Source organism: Agrobacterium sp. MCAB5 (assembly GCF_052114365.1).
Classification (GTDB): Bacteria; Pseudomonadota; Alphaproteobacteria; order Rhizobiales; family Rhizobiaceae; genus Agrobacterium; species Agrobacterium tumefaciens.
Map to the genome: position 1 here is coordinate 540,951 of NZ_JBFREP010000003.1, position 14,304 is coordinate 555,254.

A 14,304-nucleotide genomic window follows, 5' to 3' on the forward strand; every position below is an offset into this window, starting at 1 on the left:
TCAGTCCTTGCGGTAAAGGCTGCCTAGCGGCTTTTTCATCAGGCTCTCCCGCAGCGAAGGGCGTGTCTCTGAAGGAGGCGGGCCACTCTGTGCCTGCATCTGGAAGCCGACCTTACGCAATTCGTTGACAGCGCTGGTATCCGTTGCCGTTGCGGGCGACTGCGGCGCTAAGGTTGTGCGTCCGGGCAGCATGTCGGGGCGGTAAGGTTCGTATCCCTCTGTCGCCGCCGTCCCCAGTTCGCGTTTCCAGCGATCGACGTCGTCCGCCTCTCTGGGAGCGGACATCGGTTCCTGCATATCGGAGAAGGCCGCTTCGACGCTTTGCTGGAAGCCGGTGATGACCGGCTTGGCTACCGCGCGCATGCGGCTGACGATGGTGTTCAGATCGACTGTATCGGGCGTTTCGTGGGGCGTATGGCTGACTGCGCCGTTTGCCTTCGGCAATTTTGCCGTGGAGACGCGGTCGAAGCGCATGCGCATCGGTACGCCCACCGCCTCGCCAAAGGCGATTGCCTCGCCATTGCCGATGGACGAGAGGAAACTGGTGGTCGAGGTTGAGGCGTTCGGTACGGCGGACAGAATGATCTTCTGGTCGATCTCGTTCGTCAGCCGCATGGCAAAAACGGTCGAGCACTGCGACAGGATGGTCTGGTCCAGCTCACTCGGACGTTGGCTGATGACGCCAAGCGAAATACCGTATTTGCGGCCTTCCTTGGCGATCTGCGCGATCGCCTGCCGGGTCGGGAAAAATCCGCGCTCAGGGTCTGCCGGAACATAACGGTGCGCTTCTTCGCAGACGACAAGCATATGCAGCGAGCCGCGCGCCAGCACCGCGAGTTCGAAGGACATGCGGCAAAGGACGGAGACGACCGAGTTCACTACTTCCGAGGGGATGCCGGACAGCTGGAAAACCGAAATCGGCTTACCTTCTCCTGGAATACGGAAGATATGCGCCACCGTTTCCAGAATGGTGTCGCTGATCGTATTGCTGGAGAACATGAAGTTATAGCGCGTATCGTTGATGGCCGAGAGAATGCGGCCCTTGAGGGAGCGCAGGGTCGGCTTTTCGCCGCGCCCTTCCAGCCGCCCGATGCGCTCGTCGATGAGGGCGAGAATATCGGCCATGCGGTAAGGTACCGGCGTATCCGGCGTGATCGCGCTCTTGTCGGACGTGCGGCGAACGGCGGAGCCATCTGTGCCGCGAAATGCCTTTTTCGCTTCCGGAATGATGTCGCGAAGGACATCCATCTCTTCCGGTACGGGCTTGCGTCCGCGGAAAATCACTTCCGCGAATTCTTCGAGGCGCATCAGCCAGAAGGGAAGGTCGAGCGTGTCGGTGTCGATGACGACAGAATGATCGGGAAAGGCGGCCGCAAATTCATTGTGCGGATCGAGAATGAGGACACGCAGCTTCGGGTCCGTCTCGATCGCCTTGTTCAGAAGAAGGGAGACGGCGGTGGTTTTGCCCACGCCCGTCGAGCCGACGACGGCGAAATGTTTCGCCAGCATCTGCTGGATGTTGATGGCCGCGCCAATCGTGTCGTCCTGCGTCAGCTTGCCAATGACGCATGTGTCTCGCTTGCCGCTGTCATAGATCTTGGAAAGGTCTCCCGTGCGGATGCGATGCGCGACCGCGCCCAGGTAGGGGTAACGGGAAATGCCGGTGGAAAAACGTTCGCTGCCATCTTCGGTGCGGTAGACTTCGCCAACGAGTTCCACGTCGATCAGCAGCCTGTTCGGCTTGTCCGACGACCAGTGTTCTTCGCCCGTGCGCATGGCATATACCAGTGCGGCGACACGGCTCGTTCCCATTTCGATCGAGATCAGGCGGCCGACGGACCAGAGCTGCGCGACATCGGTTGAACCGATTTCAGTTTCTGCGGCGATTGTCGCATGGGCGCCATCACAGGCGATGACGCGGCCGAGCATACGGTTAGCCGGCTGCTGGCCGGATCGCCGTTCGTTTTCGTCCATGCGGGACGCTCTATGAAACTCGTCACTATTCACGTCTTATCCCGGTACATGCGGATGATCGCGGTGGTTCGGGCATTATCTGCATCTTTGATTGTAAAAGATTATATTTAACAACCTGTGTATCTGTTGCGTTCGAAAATTTCGTCCATGGTGCCTTACGGGTAATAAAAGAAGCCGACGCCGATTTTTTCCGCAATATGCGTTGACGACTGGCGCTTTTCTGGCTAACACTCCGGCCCATGAAAAATCTTAACGTACTTATCGTGGTGGGACGGCGCATGGGCAGGATGGTGTAACCATCCGGCGAAAGCACCCATGCGCTGAACGAGGCTCCTCTAGGGGCCTTTTTTTATGTCTTCAAACAGGCCCTCGGGCTCCTCGATATCCAAAGCCAAAGCGGGATGGAAACAGGCAATGACGGATAAGGATAATACGGAAAACAGCAATAGCATGACAGGTGCGGAGATTGTTCTGAAGGCGCTGAAGGACAACGGCGTCGAGCACATCTTCGGTTATCCTGGTGGTGCCGTGCTTCCGATCTACGACGAGATTTTCCAGCAGGAAGACATTCAGCATATTCTCGTACGTCACGAGCAGGGTGCCGGCCATGCTGCCGAAGGTTATGCCCGCTCCACCGGCAAGGTCGGTGTCATGCTCGTTACCTCCGGTCCCGGCGCCACCAATGCGGTCACCCCGCTGCAGGATGCGCTGATGGATTCCATTCCGCTCGTCTGCCTTTCCGGCCAGGTTCCGACATCGCTGATCGGCTCCGACGCATTTCAGGAATGCGATACCGTCGGCATTACGCGCCCCTGCACCAAGCACAACTGGCTGGTAAAGGACGTCAACGAACTGGCGGGCATCATCCATGAGGCCTTCCGCATCGCACAGACTGGTCGCCCCGGCCCCGTCGTCGTCGATATTCCGAAGGACATCCAGTTCGCCACCGGCACCTATACACCGCCTTCCGCCGCCATTCAGCAGAAGAGCTACAAGCCGAAGGTTCAGGGCGATCTCAACGCCATTCACGCGGCCATCGAATTGATGTCTAAGGCAAAGAAGCCGGTTTTCTACACCGGTGGTGGCGTCATCAACTCCGGCCCGGAAGCGACACGGCTGCTGCGCGAACTGGTAGAGCTGACCGGTTTCCCGATCACCTCGACGCTGATGGGTCTCGGCGCCTATCCGGCTTCCGGCAAAAACTGGCTCGGCATGTTGGGCATGCACGGTTCATACGAAGCCAATATGACAATGCATGATTGCGACGTGCTGGTCTGCATCGGCGCGCGTTTCGACGACCGTATTACCGGGCGCCTGAATGCGTTTTCGCCGAATTCCAAGAAGATTCACGTCGATATCGATCCGTCCTCGATCAACAAGACCGTACGCGTCGACGTTCCGATCATTGGCGACGTCAGCCATGTTCTGGAAGATATGGTTCGCCTGTGGCGCGCTTTGCCGAAGAAGCCGGAAAAAGCCCAGACCGCGGACTGGTGGCTGCAGATCGAGCGCTGGCGCGCCCGCAACTCCTTCGCCTACAAAAATTCCAACGATGTCATCATGCCGCAATATGCATTGCAGCGTCTTTACGAGGCATCGAAGGGGCGCGAGACCTTCATCACCACCGAAGTTGGCCAGCACCAGATGTGGGCGGCGCAGTTCTTCGGCTTCGAGGAGCCGAACCACTGGATGACCTCGGGCGGTCTCGGTACCATGGGATACGGCCTGCCGGCAGCTATCGGCGTTCAGGTCGCGCATCCGGAAGCGCTGGTTATCGACATTGCCGGTGATGCCTCGATCCAGATGTGCATTCAGGAAATGTCCTGCGCCATCCAGTACGGTCTGCCGGTGAAGATTTTCATCCTCAACAACCAGTATATGGGCATGGTGCGGCAGTGGCAGCAGTTGCTGCACGGCAACCGCCTGTCCAACTCCTATACCGAAGCCATGCCTGACTTCGTCAAACTGGCGGAAGCCTATGGCGCGGTTGGCATGTATTGCGACGATCCGAAGGAACTGGACGACAAGATCGCCGAGATGATTGCGGTCAACAGGCCGGTCATCTTCGATTGCCGCGTTGCCAATCTCGCCAATTGCTTCCCGATGATCCCATCTGGTAAAGCCCATAACGAGATGCTGTTGCCGGATGAGGCGACGGATGAAGCTGTTGCCAACGCCATCGATGCCAAGGGCCGTCAGCTAGTCTGAGCCGGGAGAGGAAAAGGACATGAACGCACACCTACAACCCACCGGCTCCGCCTATTTCATCCAGAAGGAAACGGCTGCCGTCGAAAATCACACGCTGTCGGTTCTCGTCAGCAACGAGCCGGGCGTTCTCGCCCGGGTCATCGGCCTGTTTTCCGGCCGGGGTTACAACATCGAAAGCCTGACGGTTTCGGAAACCGAGCATGAGGCGCATCTGTCGCGCATCACGATCGTAACGCGCGGCACACCTATCGTGCTGGAGCAGATCAAGGCGCAGCTAGAACGCATCGTTCCTGTGCACCGGGTGCTCGATCTTACCGTTCGCGCCCGCGAACTCGGGCAGGAACGGCCGATCGAGCGTGAAGTAGCGCTGATCAAGGTCGCCGGTTCGGGTGAAGCCCGCGCCGAGACGCTTCGTCTTGCGGATGCGTTTCAGGCCAAGGTGGTGGACGCGACAGTCGAGCATTTCATCTTCGAAATCACCGGCAAGTCGTCCAAGATCGACCAGTTCGTGGCCATCATCAAACCGCTCGGCCTGATCGAGATCTGCCGCACGGGTATTGCAGCCATGAACCGCGGTTCGCAGGGGATGTGATCCTCCGCCTTTCGAATATCCTTGTAATACCAAGCCCGCGGTTCGCCGCGGGTTTTTTTATGGGCTGCGCTCCGGTGAATTGATATTCAACCATATGGTTGACTTTTTAGTGTGGTGGCCTATATTCAACAACATGGTTGAATTATCTGTTCCACATCTCGACACTGTCTTTCATGCCCTTGGCGATGCGACGCGGCGCACGATGCTGCGCGATCTATCCCGTGGCGAGCGAACGGTGAGCCAGCTGGCCGAGCCGTTCGACATATCGCTGGCTGCGGCATCCAAGCACATCAAGGCGCTCGAAAACGCCGGGCTTATTCGCCGTGAGGTGAGGGGGCGTACCCATGTCTGCCGCCTTGCGCCGGAACGGTTGGCAGAGGCGCATGAATGGCTGGATTTCTACCGGCAGTTCTGGAACAGCCGCCTCGATATTCTTGAGCAGATGCTCAGGGAGGATGATCAGGGAAAATCCCCTGCAGATGGAGGAAATGACAATGGCTGATATTGCAATGCCTGACGCCTATGGCCGGCTCGTCGAGCCGACAACCCTGAAGATAGAACGGCTCCTGCCGGGACCAATCGAGCGGGTCTGGGCCTATCTGACACAGAGCGAACTTCGCCGCCGGTGGCTGGCGTCCGGCGAGATGCGGCTCGCGCCCGACGCACCATTTGAACTCGTCTGGCGCAACGACGAGCTTTCCGACCCGCCGGGCAGCCGCCCGGAAGGTTTTTCCGAAGAGAACAGGATGACCTCACGCATCATTACCGTCGTTGCGCCGCATCGCCTCGTCTTCACCTGGGGTGAGAGCGCAGAGGTGTCGATCGAGCTTCAGGCTCTGGGCAAGGATGTGCTTCTGACACTGGTTCACCGCCGGCTTGCGGATCGCACGACCAAGCTCAATGTCAGCGCCGGCTGGCATGCGCATCTCGACATTCTCGCCGCCCGTCTTCAGGAAAAGGAGCCGGGGCCTTTCTGGGATAGCTGGCTGGGGCTTAAAGAGGAATATGAGCGCCGCATACCGTAACTGGGTGCAGCATGTCTGGGAGACTGACGGCGCGGTTCGCTGCGCCGTTATTGAATTGAAATGGTGCAGCCCAAAGCATCAGTTCGCAGGGCTCACATTTCGATTCAATTGCTTGAGTGCCTGAGTCCGAAAAACATCTTAATGCTTTGTTAAATCACAGCATTTCCAGCGCCGTCTTGCGTGTCGGTGGTGGGAAGGCGGCATCCAGTGCGGCCCAGTCCTCATCGGTGATTTCGAGATCGGTGGCACCTCGGTTCTCCTCCACGCGTGCGGCGCTGGCGGATTTTGGAATGGCGATAACGCCTTCTCTTTCCAGAAGAAAGGCCAGTGCCAGTTGCGCAGGCGTAGCCTGATAGGCCTTGGCGATGCGGATGAGTTCGTGGTTGTTGAGGATGCGCCCCTGTTCGATTGGTGAATAGGCCATCAGCGGCACGCTGTGCCACTGACACCAGGGCAGAAGCGAAAATTCCGGTCCACGCCGGGAGAGATTGTAGAGCACCTGATTGGCGGCGCAATTCTTACCGTCGGGAACAGCGAAAAGCTCCTCCATGTCGTCGGTGTCGAAATTCGAGACGCCCCAGTCGCCGATCTTGCCGGCTTTTTTCAGCTTTTCGAAAGCGGCCACCGTTTCGTCCAGCGGGTGATCACCACGCCAATGCAGTAGATAGAGATCGAGCCGGTCGGTGCCGAGCCTTGCGAGGCTGCGCTCGCAGGCCTCAATCGTGCCTCGGGCGCTGGCGTTCCAGGGATAGACCTTGCTGACCAGAAACACCTCGTCGCGCCGGCCGGCAATCGCCGTGCCCACCACTTCTTCGGATCGGCCGTCTGCATACATTTCGGCCGTGTCGATCAGCGTCATGCCGAGATCGATCGCCTTGCGAATGCTCTCGACTTCCTGCGGAGCCGATGATCTCATCTCGCCCATGTTCCAGGTGCCGAGGCCAAGGGCTGGTATCTCTTTTCCGGATGGCAGGGTGACGGAAGGAATGTCGTCATACATCGGTTCGCTCCAGCGGTTGTTGACGGAGAATAGCCCTTTGTTCCGACTTCTCAAACCCGGCATGGAAAGGATCGATCCATCAAAAAATTTGACTACGCCTATCGGTTGATCGGACTGGTTTGATGGTGGTTCGGCGGATAGGGTCTTTTCACAGGAGAGATCATGACTGTCGAAACCCTCGTCGCGCTGGTGCTGTTTGCCTTCACAACCTCCATTACGCCCGGCCCGAACAATATGATGCTTTTTGCCTCCGGCGTGAATTTCGGGTTCCGCCGCACGATCCCGCATATGCTGGGCATCGGGGCGGGGTTCCTGTCCTTGCTGATCGGCGTCGGATTTGGGCTTGGCGCGCTGCTGCACTCCGTGCCCTTGCTCTATACCGCGCTGAAATTCGCGGGCGGACTTTATCTCGTCTGGATCGCGTGGAAGATCGGCACGTCCCGCAGCCTGAACGAGGGTGCTGCCGCATCGGTGCCGATGAGCTTTCTTGCCGCCGCAGCCTTTCAGTGGGTCAATCCCAAGGCTTGGGTGATGGCCGTGACCGCGATGGCGACCTATACGGATGAGCGGCAATATCTCGTCACCGTTTTGATCGTCGGCGTGGTTTTCGCCGCCGTCAATCTTCCCAGCGTTTCGACCTGGGCGGGCTTCGGTTCGGCCCTGCGTGACTGGCTTTCCGTTCCCGTGCGGCTCAAATGGTTCAACATCACCATGGCCGTCCTTCTCGTCGTCAGCCTCTGGCCGATGTTGAAATAGGTGTTCTCCCTTCGTCATCCCTGTGCCTGTCGCATGGATGTGGGGTGGGGGTATAGGTTATTCTACGCAGGGAACTGGCGGTAACATTCCTCGGCGATCTTCTGCACCTCGGCGCGCGTCAGTTCGGCAGAAACCGCATAGCCCAGTTCGTTGTCGATCCAGTAAAAGGTCTCGACGCCATCGGCGCTCGCCATGCGGAAGCTGGTGGTGCGGTTTTCCTCGTTGTGGCCAACCAGCACCGTTACCCGGCGGCCGGTCTTGTCCTGATACATCAGCATCGCCCCTGGCTTGCCGCTGACGGGGATCAGGCGCCCGCCGACGAGATCATATCCGATCTTGGAAAGATCGGGGATGGCGAAGGGATAACCTAGCCTTTTGCCGAGCCATGTTGCAAGGTGCTGCTGCTGTTCGGCTCCAACTTCAACGGGGTGGCGCACCTCGCTTGCATAGATGAGATAGGCCGATTTCGCCTGCGCGGGAATGTCAGTCGTCAACGATGCCAGAACCACGTCCTGCGGCGTGGCGAGCGGCGGCGGCACAAGCCTTCCGGCTGCCGCACCTGCCGCGAAGATCAGCAACACAGCTGCCGTTCGCAGAAGAACCGGTTTCAGCCGCCACGCGGGTGCCTGTTTTCTTTCGGCAAGCATCGCGGTGTCGTGCGGATGTTCGGCGGCATAGGCGGCGAATGCGGCTCGCAGGGTTTCAGCCTGTTTTTTCCAGTCTTCCACACGCTCCCGCTCCTGCGGCCTTTCGGTCAGCCAGGCCTCGACAGCCGCGCGGTCGTCGTCGGACAAAAGCCCATCGACATAAGCGTGCAGATCGTCTTCGGTAATGGCATCGGGCCTTTTCATCGTGGTCTCCGCAGGGGAATGATATTGTCCACCGCCAGGTGCTGGCGCAGGGTTTCGCGGGCGCGGGAAAGTCTGGACATGACGGTACCCACCGGGATCGACAATGTCTCGGCTGCCTCCTGATAGCTGTAGCCTTCCACCGTCACCAGCATCAGCACCGCCCGCATCTCTGGCGAAAGCAGCCCGAGCGCGACGTGCAGCCTATCGTTTTCCAGCGTGTCGCCGAGTGTGTCGGCAACGGCCAGGCTCTCATGGCCGTCGAGACTTTCGGACGGGTGACGTTTCGCGGCGCGGTGGCGGTTGCGATAAAGATTCGTCATTATCGCGTAAGCCCATGATTTCAAAGCCGTTCCGTGCCATTGCCTCTTGTTGGTCAGCGCCTTTTCCACGCAGTCCTGCAAAAGGTCCTCGCCATCGGCGTCGGAGCGGGAAAGGCTGCGGGAATAACGCCGCAGCATGGGTATCAGCGCCAGCATCTCCGCCTCGAAGGAGCCGGCTGCGGGGGAGAGGCTCCCCCGCGTCTTGCCATTCATGCCATCATGGTTTTGCGGCATCCCATACACCGTTCATACCGTCGCCGGTTGCATCGCCTTTTTTCATGTCCTTGGCCCAGTAGTAGAGCGGCATGCCGTCCTTTGCCCACTGCATCTTGCCGTCCTTGCGCGTCACGACGGAATAGGCGCCTTCGGCCTTGTCGCCAGTAGCCGCGAAGAACGGCGGCCAGTTGGTGGCGCACTTGTCATAACAATTGGATACGCCCTTCTTGTCGTTCTTGAAAGTGTAGAGCGTCATGCCTTTTTCGCCCGCAAGCACATTGCCTTTGGCGGTCTTGACCGTTTCGACCGCGGGTGCCGCATAGGCCGTTCCGGCAAATGCCAGAACGAGGGCGGGAACGATAAAGCGGATTTTCATGGACATATCCTCCTTGGTTCGGGCGGCTTCTGCCGCCAGCACATCAAAAGACACCGCAGGTCACTGCTTTATTCCCTCCGCCGGTACGATTTTAAACTTATCCGTTGAGCTAAGTGTTTCGCCGTGATAGTTAGTCTTATGGATAACTATTTAGCCCCGCTTGACGATATCTTCCAGTCCCTTGCCGATCCGACACGAAGGGCCGTGCTTTTGCGGTTGGGCAGCGGGGATGCGAGCGTCGGCACGCTTGCCGAACCTTTCGCCATGGCCCTGCCGTCGTTCATGAAACATATCCGCCAGCTGGAAGGAGCGGGGTTGATCGTGACGCGCAAGCAGGGCCGGGTGCGGTTCTGCTCGCTGGAGAAACAACGGTTTTCAATGATCGAGGGCTGGCTTTCGCAACAGCATGCCATCTGGGAAGGCCGGACGGACCGGCTTGAACAGTTCGTCATGGCGCAACAGGACAGAACCTCCGATAAAGGGGAGAATGACAAATGAGCGACACTTTCAATCCCGATCTCGATCTGAAGATTTCAAGGATCATCAGGGCGCCGCGCCAGCTGGTCTGGAACGCCTGGGTCGACAAAAACAGCCTCGAACAGTGGTGGGTGCCGCATCCCGGCAAATGCCGTGTCGAGAAAATGGAGCTTTTCCCCGGCGGCGCTTTCGAGACCCGCTACAGCGAAGACGGTAAGGCATTTGGCGATCACATAAGCGGATGTTTCCTGGCGGTGGATGATGAGGAGCGGCTGATCTTCACCGACGCGTTGACGGCAGGCTTTCGGCCGTCGGCCCGCCCATTCCTCACCGCGGTGATGAGCTTTCGCGATCATCCTGAAGGAATGGAGTATGTGGCCTATGCCATGCACAGAAACCCTGAAGATCGCGACAAGCACGCTGAGATGGGCTTTTTCGACGGCTGGAACACGGTTGCCGAGCAACTGGCGCAGCTTGTAGAAAGGCAGGCCGAGACTTGAGGCGCATCAACCGAAGAGGGGAATTTCCGGCTTGGTCAGCATCAGCCAGATGATACCGAGAACCGCGAAGAAAGCCGGAAAACCGCAGGCAAACCAGATGCGATAGAGGCGGAACCATTGCGGCGGCAGGGGCTCGTCCGCAGCGACACAATCGCGGGCGATGTCGCGCAGTTTGATCTGGATCCACACCACCGGCAGCCAGAAAATGCCGGTGAAGACATAAAGGCAGAGCGAAAGGGCGATCCAGCCTTCGCTCAGCGGCCAGCCGATGATGCGGGCGAGGAAGTAGCCGGTGACCGGCTGGATGATCGCCGCCGTGGCGGTGAAGATGGTGTCGGCGATGACGACCGTGCCCGAAACATGGGCGATCAGCGCTGGGTTTGCCGTCCGCCGCGCCATCACCATGAAAAACGCTATGCCTGCCCCGGTGCCGAACAGCACGGTTGCGCCGATGACATGGGCGAGCCGCAGAAGGTCTTCAGGTGTCATCAGCGTTCATCCAATGTGGCAAGGGCGACAAGTGTCAGGGCGATGGAGGGCAGGACCTTGACGAGGGGGCCGAGCGGATCGAGCCACAGACCCGGCTCCAGCAGACTGCCACCAGTCAGATAGGCGGCGGTGACCAGGAGCATGGAGACCAGCGCTTTTCTGGCAAGCGGTCTTATCAGGACGGTGGCGCCCAGGGCGATATCGATGATACAGGTGGCGAGTGTGAGGGTGACGGCCGGCACTTGCGGCATGAAGGGCAGGAAATGCGCCGCCGAGCTGTCGATATCAAGCAGCGGTACGAGGCCGGACAATAACCAGAACAGCGACAGGCAGAGAATGAGGACGGGTTTGAGCAGATATGATCTGGCAAACCACAGGTCCTGCACGCCGGAAGGGTGAGCTGCCAGCGTGTCCCTCAAGCTCTTGAGCGACGTCGTCGCTTTTGGCGCGCTGTTCTCCGTCACGATACCTTCCGACATCACCCTCATGGCGGTTGAGCGCAACGGCGACCGCCAGCCGAGCTTTCCCGCAATATCCGCCGTGAGGGCGACGGGGCGCATGAAGGCAGTCGGAAGATTTAGCGCGGGAGCAGGGGCGAGGCCGAGCCATTGCCGGTGCGCAGCGACCACGCCTTGCAATGTCAGCGTTTCGTTTGCTGCCAGCTCGATATCGCTACCTGACGGGATTTCGCCATCTATTGCCGCGCTGACTGCCAACGCGACATCTTCGACTGCTACGGTCTGTACAGGCATCTTGCCGTTTACGAGCGGCACAGCGAAGGGGAAGCTTGCAAGCGCGCGCACGAGTGCTGTGCCGCCATGGGCGTTGCGGCCGACAACCAGTGCGGGGCGGAGAATGACAAAGCGCAGACCGCTTGCGGCAAGTGCCATATCGGCGCGGCGTTTGGTGGCGAGGAAGGGCAGTTGGGAAGCGGCTCCGGAAGTGCGAGCCGATATCTGGATCACCAGCTTGCCACCCGCATTTACCGCTGCCTGGTAGAGCGCCAGCATCGCCTTTTCCTGCGTCGCGGCAAGATCATCCGACAGGCCGTCCTGAAGCGCACCTGCGCAATTGACGACGGCGTCATGGTCGCTAACGAGTGCCGCCCAGTCGGCAGCGCTGGTCATACGCGAGAGATCGGCCGGAACCCAGCTGGCGAAAGGCCATTTATCTTTAGCTCGCGCAATGGTGCGAGCCAGCCCAGTAACGGTGTGACCTTTGCCGTGAAGGCTGTGGATCACTTCGGAACCGATGAAACCCGTTGCGCCCAGAATCAATATCTTCATGCGCGGCATGATAGCCGCCATGGTTTAAAAACCAGCCGTGTTTTATTGCCGCATTCTGATGGTGTGATTCATCTTTCGTTCTTTTTCTGTTGCGCACGGTGCTCGAATCCTGCGATGAGGGCGCATGTTATTTTCACCGCAACAGGACGAAGCGCTCAAGGCTGTTTCCCGCTGGCTGAAGGAAGGCCGGACGCCGGTTTTTCGGTTGTTCGGTTATGCCGGAACCGGAAAGACAACGCTTGCCAAACATTTCGCGGAAAATGTCGATGGCGAAGTGCTGTTTGCGGCCTTCACCGGCAAGGCGGCGCAGGTGCTGCGCTCGCGCGGGGCGACCAATGCCCGCACCATCCATTCGCTGATCTACCGCCCGCGCGGCGAAGAGACCGTGGAAGACGAGGAAACCGGCAAGACCTCGGTCGCACCGATGTTTTCCATCAACCGCCAGAGCCCGCTCGCCAAGGCGGCACTCATCATCATCGATGAATGTTCGATGGTGGATGAGCAGCTCGGCAAGGATCTGATGAGCTTCGGCACACCTATTCTGGTGCTCGGCGATCCCGGGCAGTTGCCGCCGGTTTCAGGCGGTGGCTTCTTCACGGAGCAGGAGCCTGATTACCTGCTCTCCGAAATTCACCGGCAGGCCAAGGACAATCCCATCATCCATCTGGCCATGGATGTGCGGGAAGGCCGCGAGATCATGCGTGGCGATTACGGTGCCGCGCAGGTGATTTCCAAGTCCGAGGTGACACAGTCGCTCGTGCTCGATGCCGATCAGGTGCTCGTCGGCACAAATCGCACGCGCCGCCGTTATAACCAGCGGCTTCGCGAGCTGAAGGGATTTACGGCCGATTATCCGCAATCCGGCGACAAGCTGGTTTGCTTGAGGAACGATCCGGCCAAGGGCCTGCTGAACGGCTCTCTCTGGCAGGTCATGAGTTCGTCGCGCGAGACGGTGAAACCCGGCATCAACCTGATGATCCGGCCTGAAGACGACGATATGGATCGCGGCGCGGCCAAGATCAAATTGCTGAAGGCGGCTTTCGAGGATGTGGAAACGGAAATTCCGTGGACCACCCGCAAGCGTTATGACGAGTTCGATTTCGGCTATGCGCTGACCGTGCACAAGGCGCAGGGTTCGCAGTGGAACAATGTGGTTCTCTTTGACGAGAGCTATGCCTTCCGCGATTCGCGCGAGCGGTGGCTTTACACCGCCATCACCCGCGCCGCAGAAACACTCACAATCGTTCGCTGAGATAGAGCATTTCCGGTGAATAGCGGGCACCTTCAATGCTCCAATTCTTTTGTCTGCGCATTGTCCGGACGGAAAACCGCTGTGCAGTTTTCGTGGAAATGCTTTGTCAGGCGCGGATGACACCGAGCAGAACCGCTTTGGCAACCGCCTGAAAGCGGTTGCTGGCACTGAACTTGCCGATGATCTTCGCCTCCAGTTCGTTGAGGTCGTTACCTGAAAGGCCGAGAGCGCGCGCGAGCCTTACCGGGGCGTACCCCTCCGCCATCAGTTCCAGGCATTTTCGCTCGTTGTCTGTCAGCGCGATATCCTTGCCCGGTCCCCGCTCAGCGGCGTCGAGGCCATCAGCATCGTTATCGGTGGCGAGCAGTTCTTCGATCTGCTGGGCCTGGCGCTGAAGCGTGGAGCGTTCCGCGGTCAGTTCTCTTTTTCGCTGCCGCAGCGCGGAGTGGAATATCTCGTCCGCTTCTTCCTGCGAGAGAGAGCGGGCAAGTTTTTCCATGATGTCTGTAATGGCTGCGACGGAAATGCCGACTTCGCGACAGACATTTATCACCGCCATGCGTTGCACGTTGCGGTGGGAATAAACCCGCATCTGGCCGATGCGTTTCGAGGTCAGCAGCGCCTTTTCTTCGTAAAAATGCAGGGTCCGGTGCGTTACGCCGAAAATGTTGGCCATGTCGGCGATGGGAACCGGTTCGGCGGGCAGGGAGGAGGGCAGGCTTATATCCGGTAAAAAGCTGCTGATCCTTAGATTGGGTTTGTCCTCGTCGCCGTGTTCAAACGGCATCCTGCCATTCTGCATCGTTTCCCCCTTCGCGCGTTTTGACAGTGTGCCTGCTTTTTATGGCATTCGTTACTTGTTCCCCACCGCAGATCTGTCTTCTGATCAAGACATTTTGCCGATGCTGCATGAGAACCGTAACCTGTATTGCCTGCTTTCGTTCCCGTATCCTTAAAAAATTTTATCGGCCTCCTTGCGGTC

General features: G+C 58.9%; 16 protein-coding genes. 8 read left to right on the top strand and 8 right to left on the bottom strand.

Features of this window, described 5'->3' with window-relative positions; genetic code table 11:
- The gene (locus AB4Z23_RS10285) at positions 1-2,007 is read right to left on the bottom strand and encodes an ATP-binding protein (RefSeq protein WP_080580898.1); all 2,007 of its coding nucleotides are present in this window, start codon (positions 2,005-2,007) and stop codon (positions 1-3) included.
- A 381-nt stretch (positions 2,008-2,388) separates the two neighbouring features.
- Between AB4Z23_RS10285 and AB4Z23_RS10290 the strand changes: the two genes are divergently transcribed.
- The 4 genes from AB4Z23_RS10290 (at position 2,389) to AB4Z23_RS10305 (ending at position 5,799) form a co-directional block, all read left to right on the top strand.
- A complete protein-coding gene (locus AB4Z23_RS10290; RefSeq protein WP_013636474.1) occupies positions 2,389-4,182 on the top strand; it encodes an acetolactate synthase 3 large subunit in 1,794 nt (597 codons plus the stop codon).
- 19 nt (positions 4,183-4,201) lie between these two features.
- Entirely contained in the window at positions 4,202-4,774 is a 573-nt protein-coding gene (ilvN, locus tag AB4Z23_RS10295; protein WP_003513099.1) for an acetolactate synthase small subunit, read from the top strand.
- A 133-nt stretch (positions 4,775-4,907) separates the two neighbouring features.
- Positions 4,908-5,276 carry an ArsR/SmtB family transcription factor gene (locus tag AB4Z23_RS10300; RefSeq protein WP_003513097.1) on the top strand — a complete coding sequence of 123 codons (369 nt, stop codon included), beginning with the start codon at positions 4,908-4,910 and terminating at the stop codon, positions 5,274-5,276.
- Positions 5,269-5,799: an SRPBCC family protein gene (locus AB4Z23_RS10305; protein ID WP_003513094.1), complete on the top strand. Its 531-nt coding sequence runs from the start codon at positions 5,269-5,271 to the stop codon at positions 5,797-5,799. The genes AB4Z23_RS10300 and AB4Z23_RS10305 overlap by 8 nt, the downstream gene beginning before the upstream one ends.
- Before the next feature lie 154 nt (positions 5,800-5,953).
- Here AB4Z23_RS10305 and AB4Z23_RS10310 read toward each other — a convergent pair whose 3' ends face one another.
- Positions 5,954-6,799, bottom strand: coding sequence for an aldo/keto reductase (locus AB4Z23_RS10310; protein ID WP_065662325.1), 846 nt, complete (start codon positions 6,797-6,799; stop codon positions 5,954-5,956).
- Positions 6,800-6,961: 162 nt separating this feature from the next.
- Between AB4Z23_RS10310 and AB4Z23_RS10315 the strand changes: the two genes are divergently transcribed.
- The gene (locus AB4Z23_RS10315; RefSeq protein WP_111783537.1) at positions 6,962-7,555 is read left to right on the top strand and encodes a LysE family translocator; all 594 of its coding nucleotides are present in this window, start codon (positions 6,962-6,964) and stop codon (positions 7,553-7,555) included.
- A gap of 62 nt (positions 7,556-7,617) precedes the next feature.
- Here the strand turns inward: AB4Z23_RS10315 and AB4Z23_RS10320 are convergent, their stop codons facing one another.
- Genes AB4Z23_RS10320 through AB4Z23_RS10330 form a run of 3 tightly spaced genes read right to left on the bottom strand, consistent with a single transcriptional unit; the run spans position 7,618 to position 9,324 of the window.
- On the bottom strand, positions 7,618-8,406 hold the full coding sequence (locus tag AB4Z23_RS10320; protein ID WP_038491522.1) for an anti-sigma factor family protein: 789 nt from the start codon (positions 8,404-8,406) through the stop codon (positions 7,618-7,620).
- On the bottom strand, positions 8,403-8,960 hold the full coding sequence (locus AB4Z23_RS10325) for an RNA polymerase sigma factor (protein WP_162686695.1): 558 nt from the start codon (positions 8,958-8,960) through the stop codon (positions 8,403-8,405). Before AB4Z23_RS10325 ends, AB4Z23_RS10320 begins: the two co-directional genes overlap by 4 nt.
- Positions 8,944-9,324, bottom strand: coding sequence for a COG4315 family predicted lipoprotein (locus AB4Z23_RS10330; RefSeq protein WP_080580913.1), 381 nt, complete (start codon positions 9,322-9,324; stop codon positions 8,944-8,946). Before AB4Z23_RS10330 ends, AB4Z23_RS10325 begins: the two co-directional genes overlap by 17 nt.
- A 132-nt stretch (positions 9,325-9,456) precedes the next feature.
- Between AB4Z23_RS10330 and AB4Z23_RS10335 the strand changes: the two genes are divergently transcribed.
- Positions 9,457-9,816: an ArsR/SmtB family transcription factor gene (locus AB4Z23_RS10335; RefSeq protein ID WP_421477210.1), complete on the top strand. Its 360-nt coding sequence runs from the start codon at positions 9,457-9,459 to the stop codon at positions 9,814-9,816.
- Positions 9,813-10,295, top strand: coding sequence for an SRPBCC family protein (locus tag AB4Z23_RS10340; RefSeq protein WP_421477212.1), 483 nt, complete (start codon positions 9,813-9,815; stop codon positions 10,293-10,295). The genes AB4Z23_RS10335 and AB4Z23_RS10340 overlap by 4 nt, the downstream gene beginning before the upstream one ends.
- Positions 10,296-10,301: 6 nt before the next feature.
- Here AB4Z23_RS10340 and AB4Z23_RS10345 read toward each other — a convergent pair whose 3' ends face one another.
- Positions 10,302-10,784, bottom strand: a complete 483-nt coding sequence (locus AB4Z23_RS10345) for a DUF2269 family protein (protein WP_421477214.1) — start codon at positions 10,782-10,784, stop codon at positions 10,302-10,304.
- On the bottom strand, positions 10,784-12,070 hold the full coding sequence (locus AB4Z23_RS10350) for an SDR family oxidoreductase (RefSeq protein WP_421477216.1): 1,287 nt from the start codon (positions 12,068-12,070) through the stop codon (positions 10,784-10,786). The genes AB4Z23_RS10345 and AB4Z23_RS10350 overlap by 1 nt, the downstream gene beginning before the upstream one ends.
- Before the next feature lie 124 nt (positions 12,071-12,194).
- Here AB4Z23_RS10350 and AB4Z23_RS10355 point away from each other — a divergent pair, with 124 nt between their 5' ends.
- Entirely contained in the window at positions 12,195-13,322 is a 1,128-nt protein-coding gene (locus tag AB4Z23_RS10355) for an ATP-dependent DNA helicase (protein ID WP_003513075.1), read from the top strand.
- Positions 13,323-13,428: 106 nt separating this feature from the next.
- On the opposite strand, the gene AB4Z23_RS10360 is transcribed toward AB4Z23_RS10355, so the two are convergent.
- Positions 13,429-14,124 (bottom strand): MerR family transcriptional regulator, encoded by a 696-nt coding sequence (locus tag AB4Z23_RS10360; RefSeq protein WP_026330785.1) that lies wholly within the window; start codon positions 14,122-14,124, stop codon positions 13,429-13,431.
- Positions 14,125-14,304: the final 180 nt, after the last annotated feature.

Coding starts and splice junctions, on each gene's coding strand:
- AB4Z23_RS10355 (WP_003513075.1), top strand. CDS start 12,195: ATGTTATTTTCACCGCAACAGGACGAAGCGCTCAAGGCTGTTTCCCGC.
- AB4Z23_RS10310 (WP_065662325.1), bottom strand. CDS start 6,799: ATGTATGACGACATTCCTTCCGTCACCCTGCCATCCGGAAAAGAGATA.
- AB4Z23_RS10315 (WP_111783537.1), top strand. CDS start 6,962: ATGACTGTCGAAACCCTCGTCGCGCTGGTGCTGTTTGCCTTCACAACC.
- AB4Z23_RS10350 (WP_421477216.1), bottom strand. CDS start 12,070: ATGAAGATATTGATTCTGGGCGCAACGGGTTTCATCGGTTCCGAAGTG.
- AB4Z23_RS10360 (WP_026330785.1), bottom strand. CDS start 14,124: ATGCAGAATGGCAGGATGCCGTTTGAACACGGCGACGAGGACAAACCC.
- AB4Z23_RS10335 (WP_421477210.1), top strand. CDS start 9,457: ATGGATAACTATTTAGCCCCGCTTGACGATATCTTCCAGTCCCTTGCC.
- AB4Z23_RS10345 (WP_421477214.1), bottom strand. CDS start 10,784: ATGACACCTGAAGACCTTCTGCGGCTCGCCCATGTCATCGGCGCAACC.
- AB4Z23_RS10320 (WP_038491522.1), bottom strand. CDS start 8,406: ATGAAAAGGCCCGATGCCATTACCGAAGACGATCTGCACGCTTATGTC.
- AB4Z23_RS10305 (WP_003513094.1), top strand. CDS start 5,269: ATGGCTGATATTGCAATGCCTGACGCCTATGGCCGGCTCGTCGAGCCG.
- AB4Z23_RS10330 (WP_080580913.1), bottom strand. CDS start 9,324: ATGTCCATGAAAATCCGCTTTATCGTTCCCGCCCTCGTTCTGGCATTT.
- AB4Z23_RS10290 (WP_013636474.1), top strand. CDS start 2,389: ATGACGGATAAGGATAATACGGAAAACAGCAATAGCATGACAGGTGCG.
- AB4Z23_RS10325 (WP_162686695.1), bottom strand. CDS start 8,960: ATGCCGCAAAACCATGATGGCATGAATGGCAAGACGCGGGGGAGCCTC.
- AB4Z23_RS10340 (WP_421477212.1), top strand. CDS start 9,813: ATGAGCGACACTTTCAATCCCGATCTCGATCTGAAGATTTCAAGGATC.
- ilvN (WP_003513099.1), top strand. CDS start 4,202: ATGAACGCACACCTACAACCCACCGGCTCCGCCTATTTCATCCAGAAG.
- AB4Z23_RS10300 (WP_003513097.1), top strand. CDS start 4,908: ATGGTTGAATTATCTGTTCCACATCTCGACACTGTCTTTCATGCCCTT.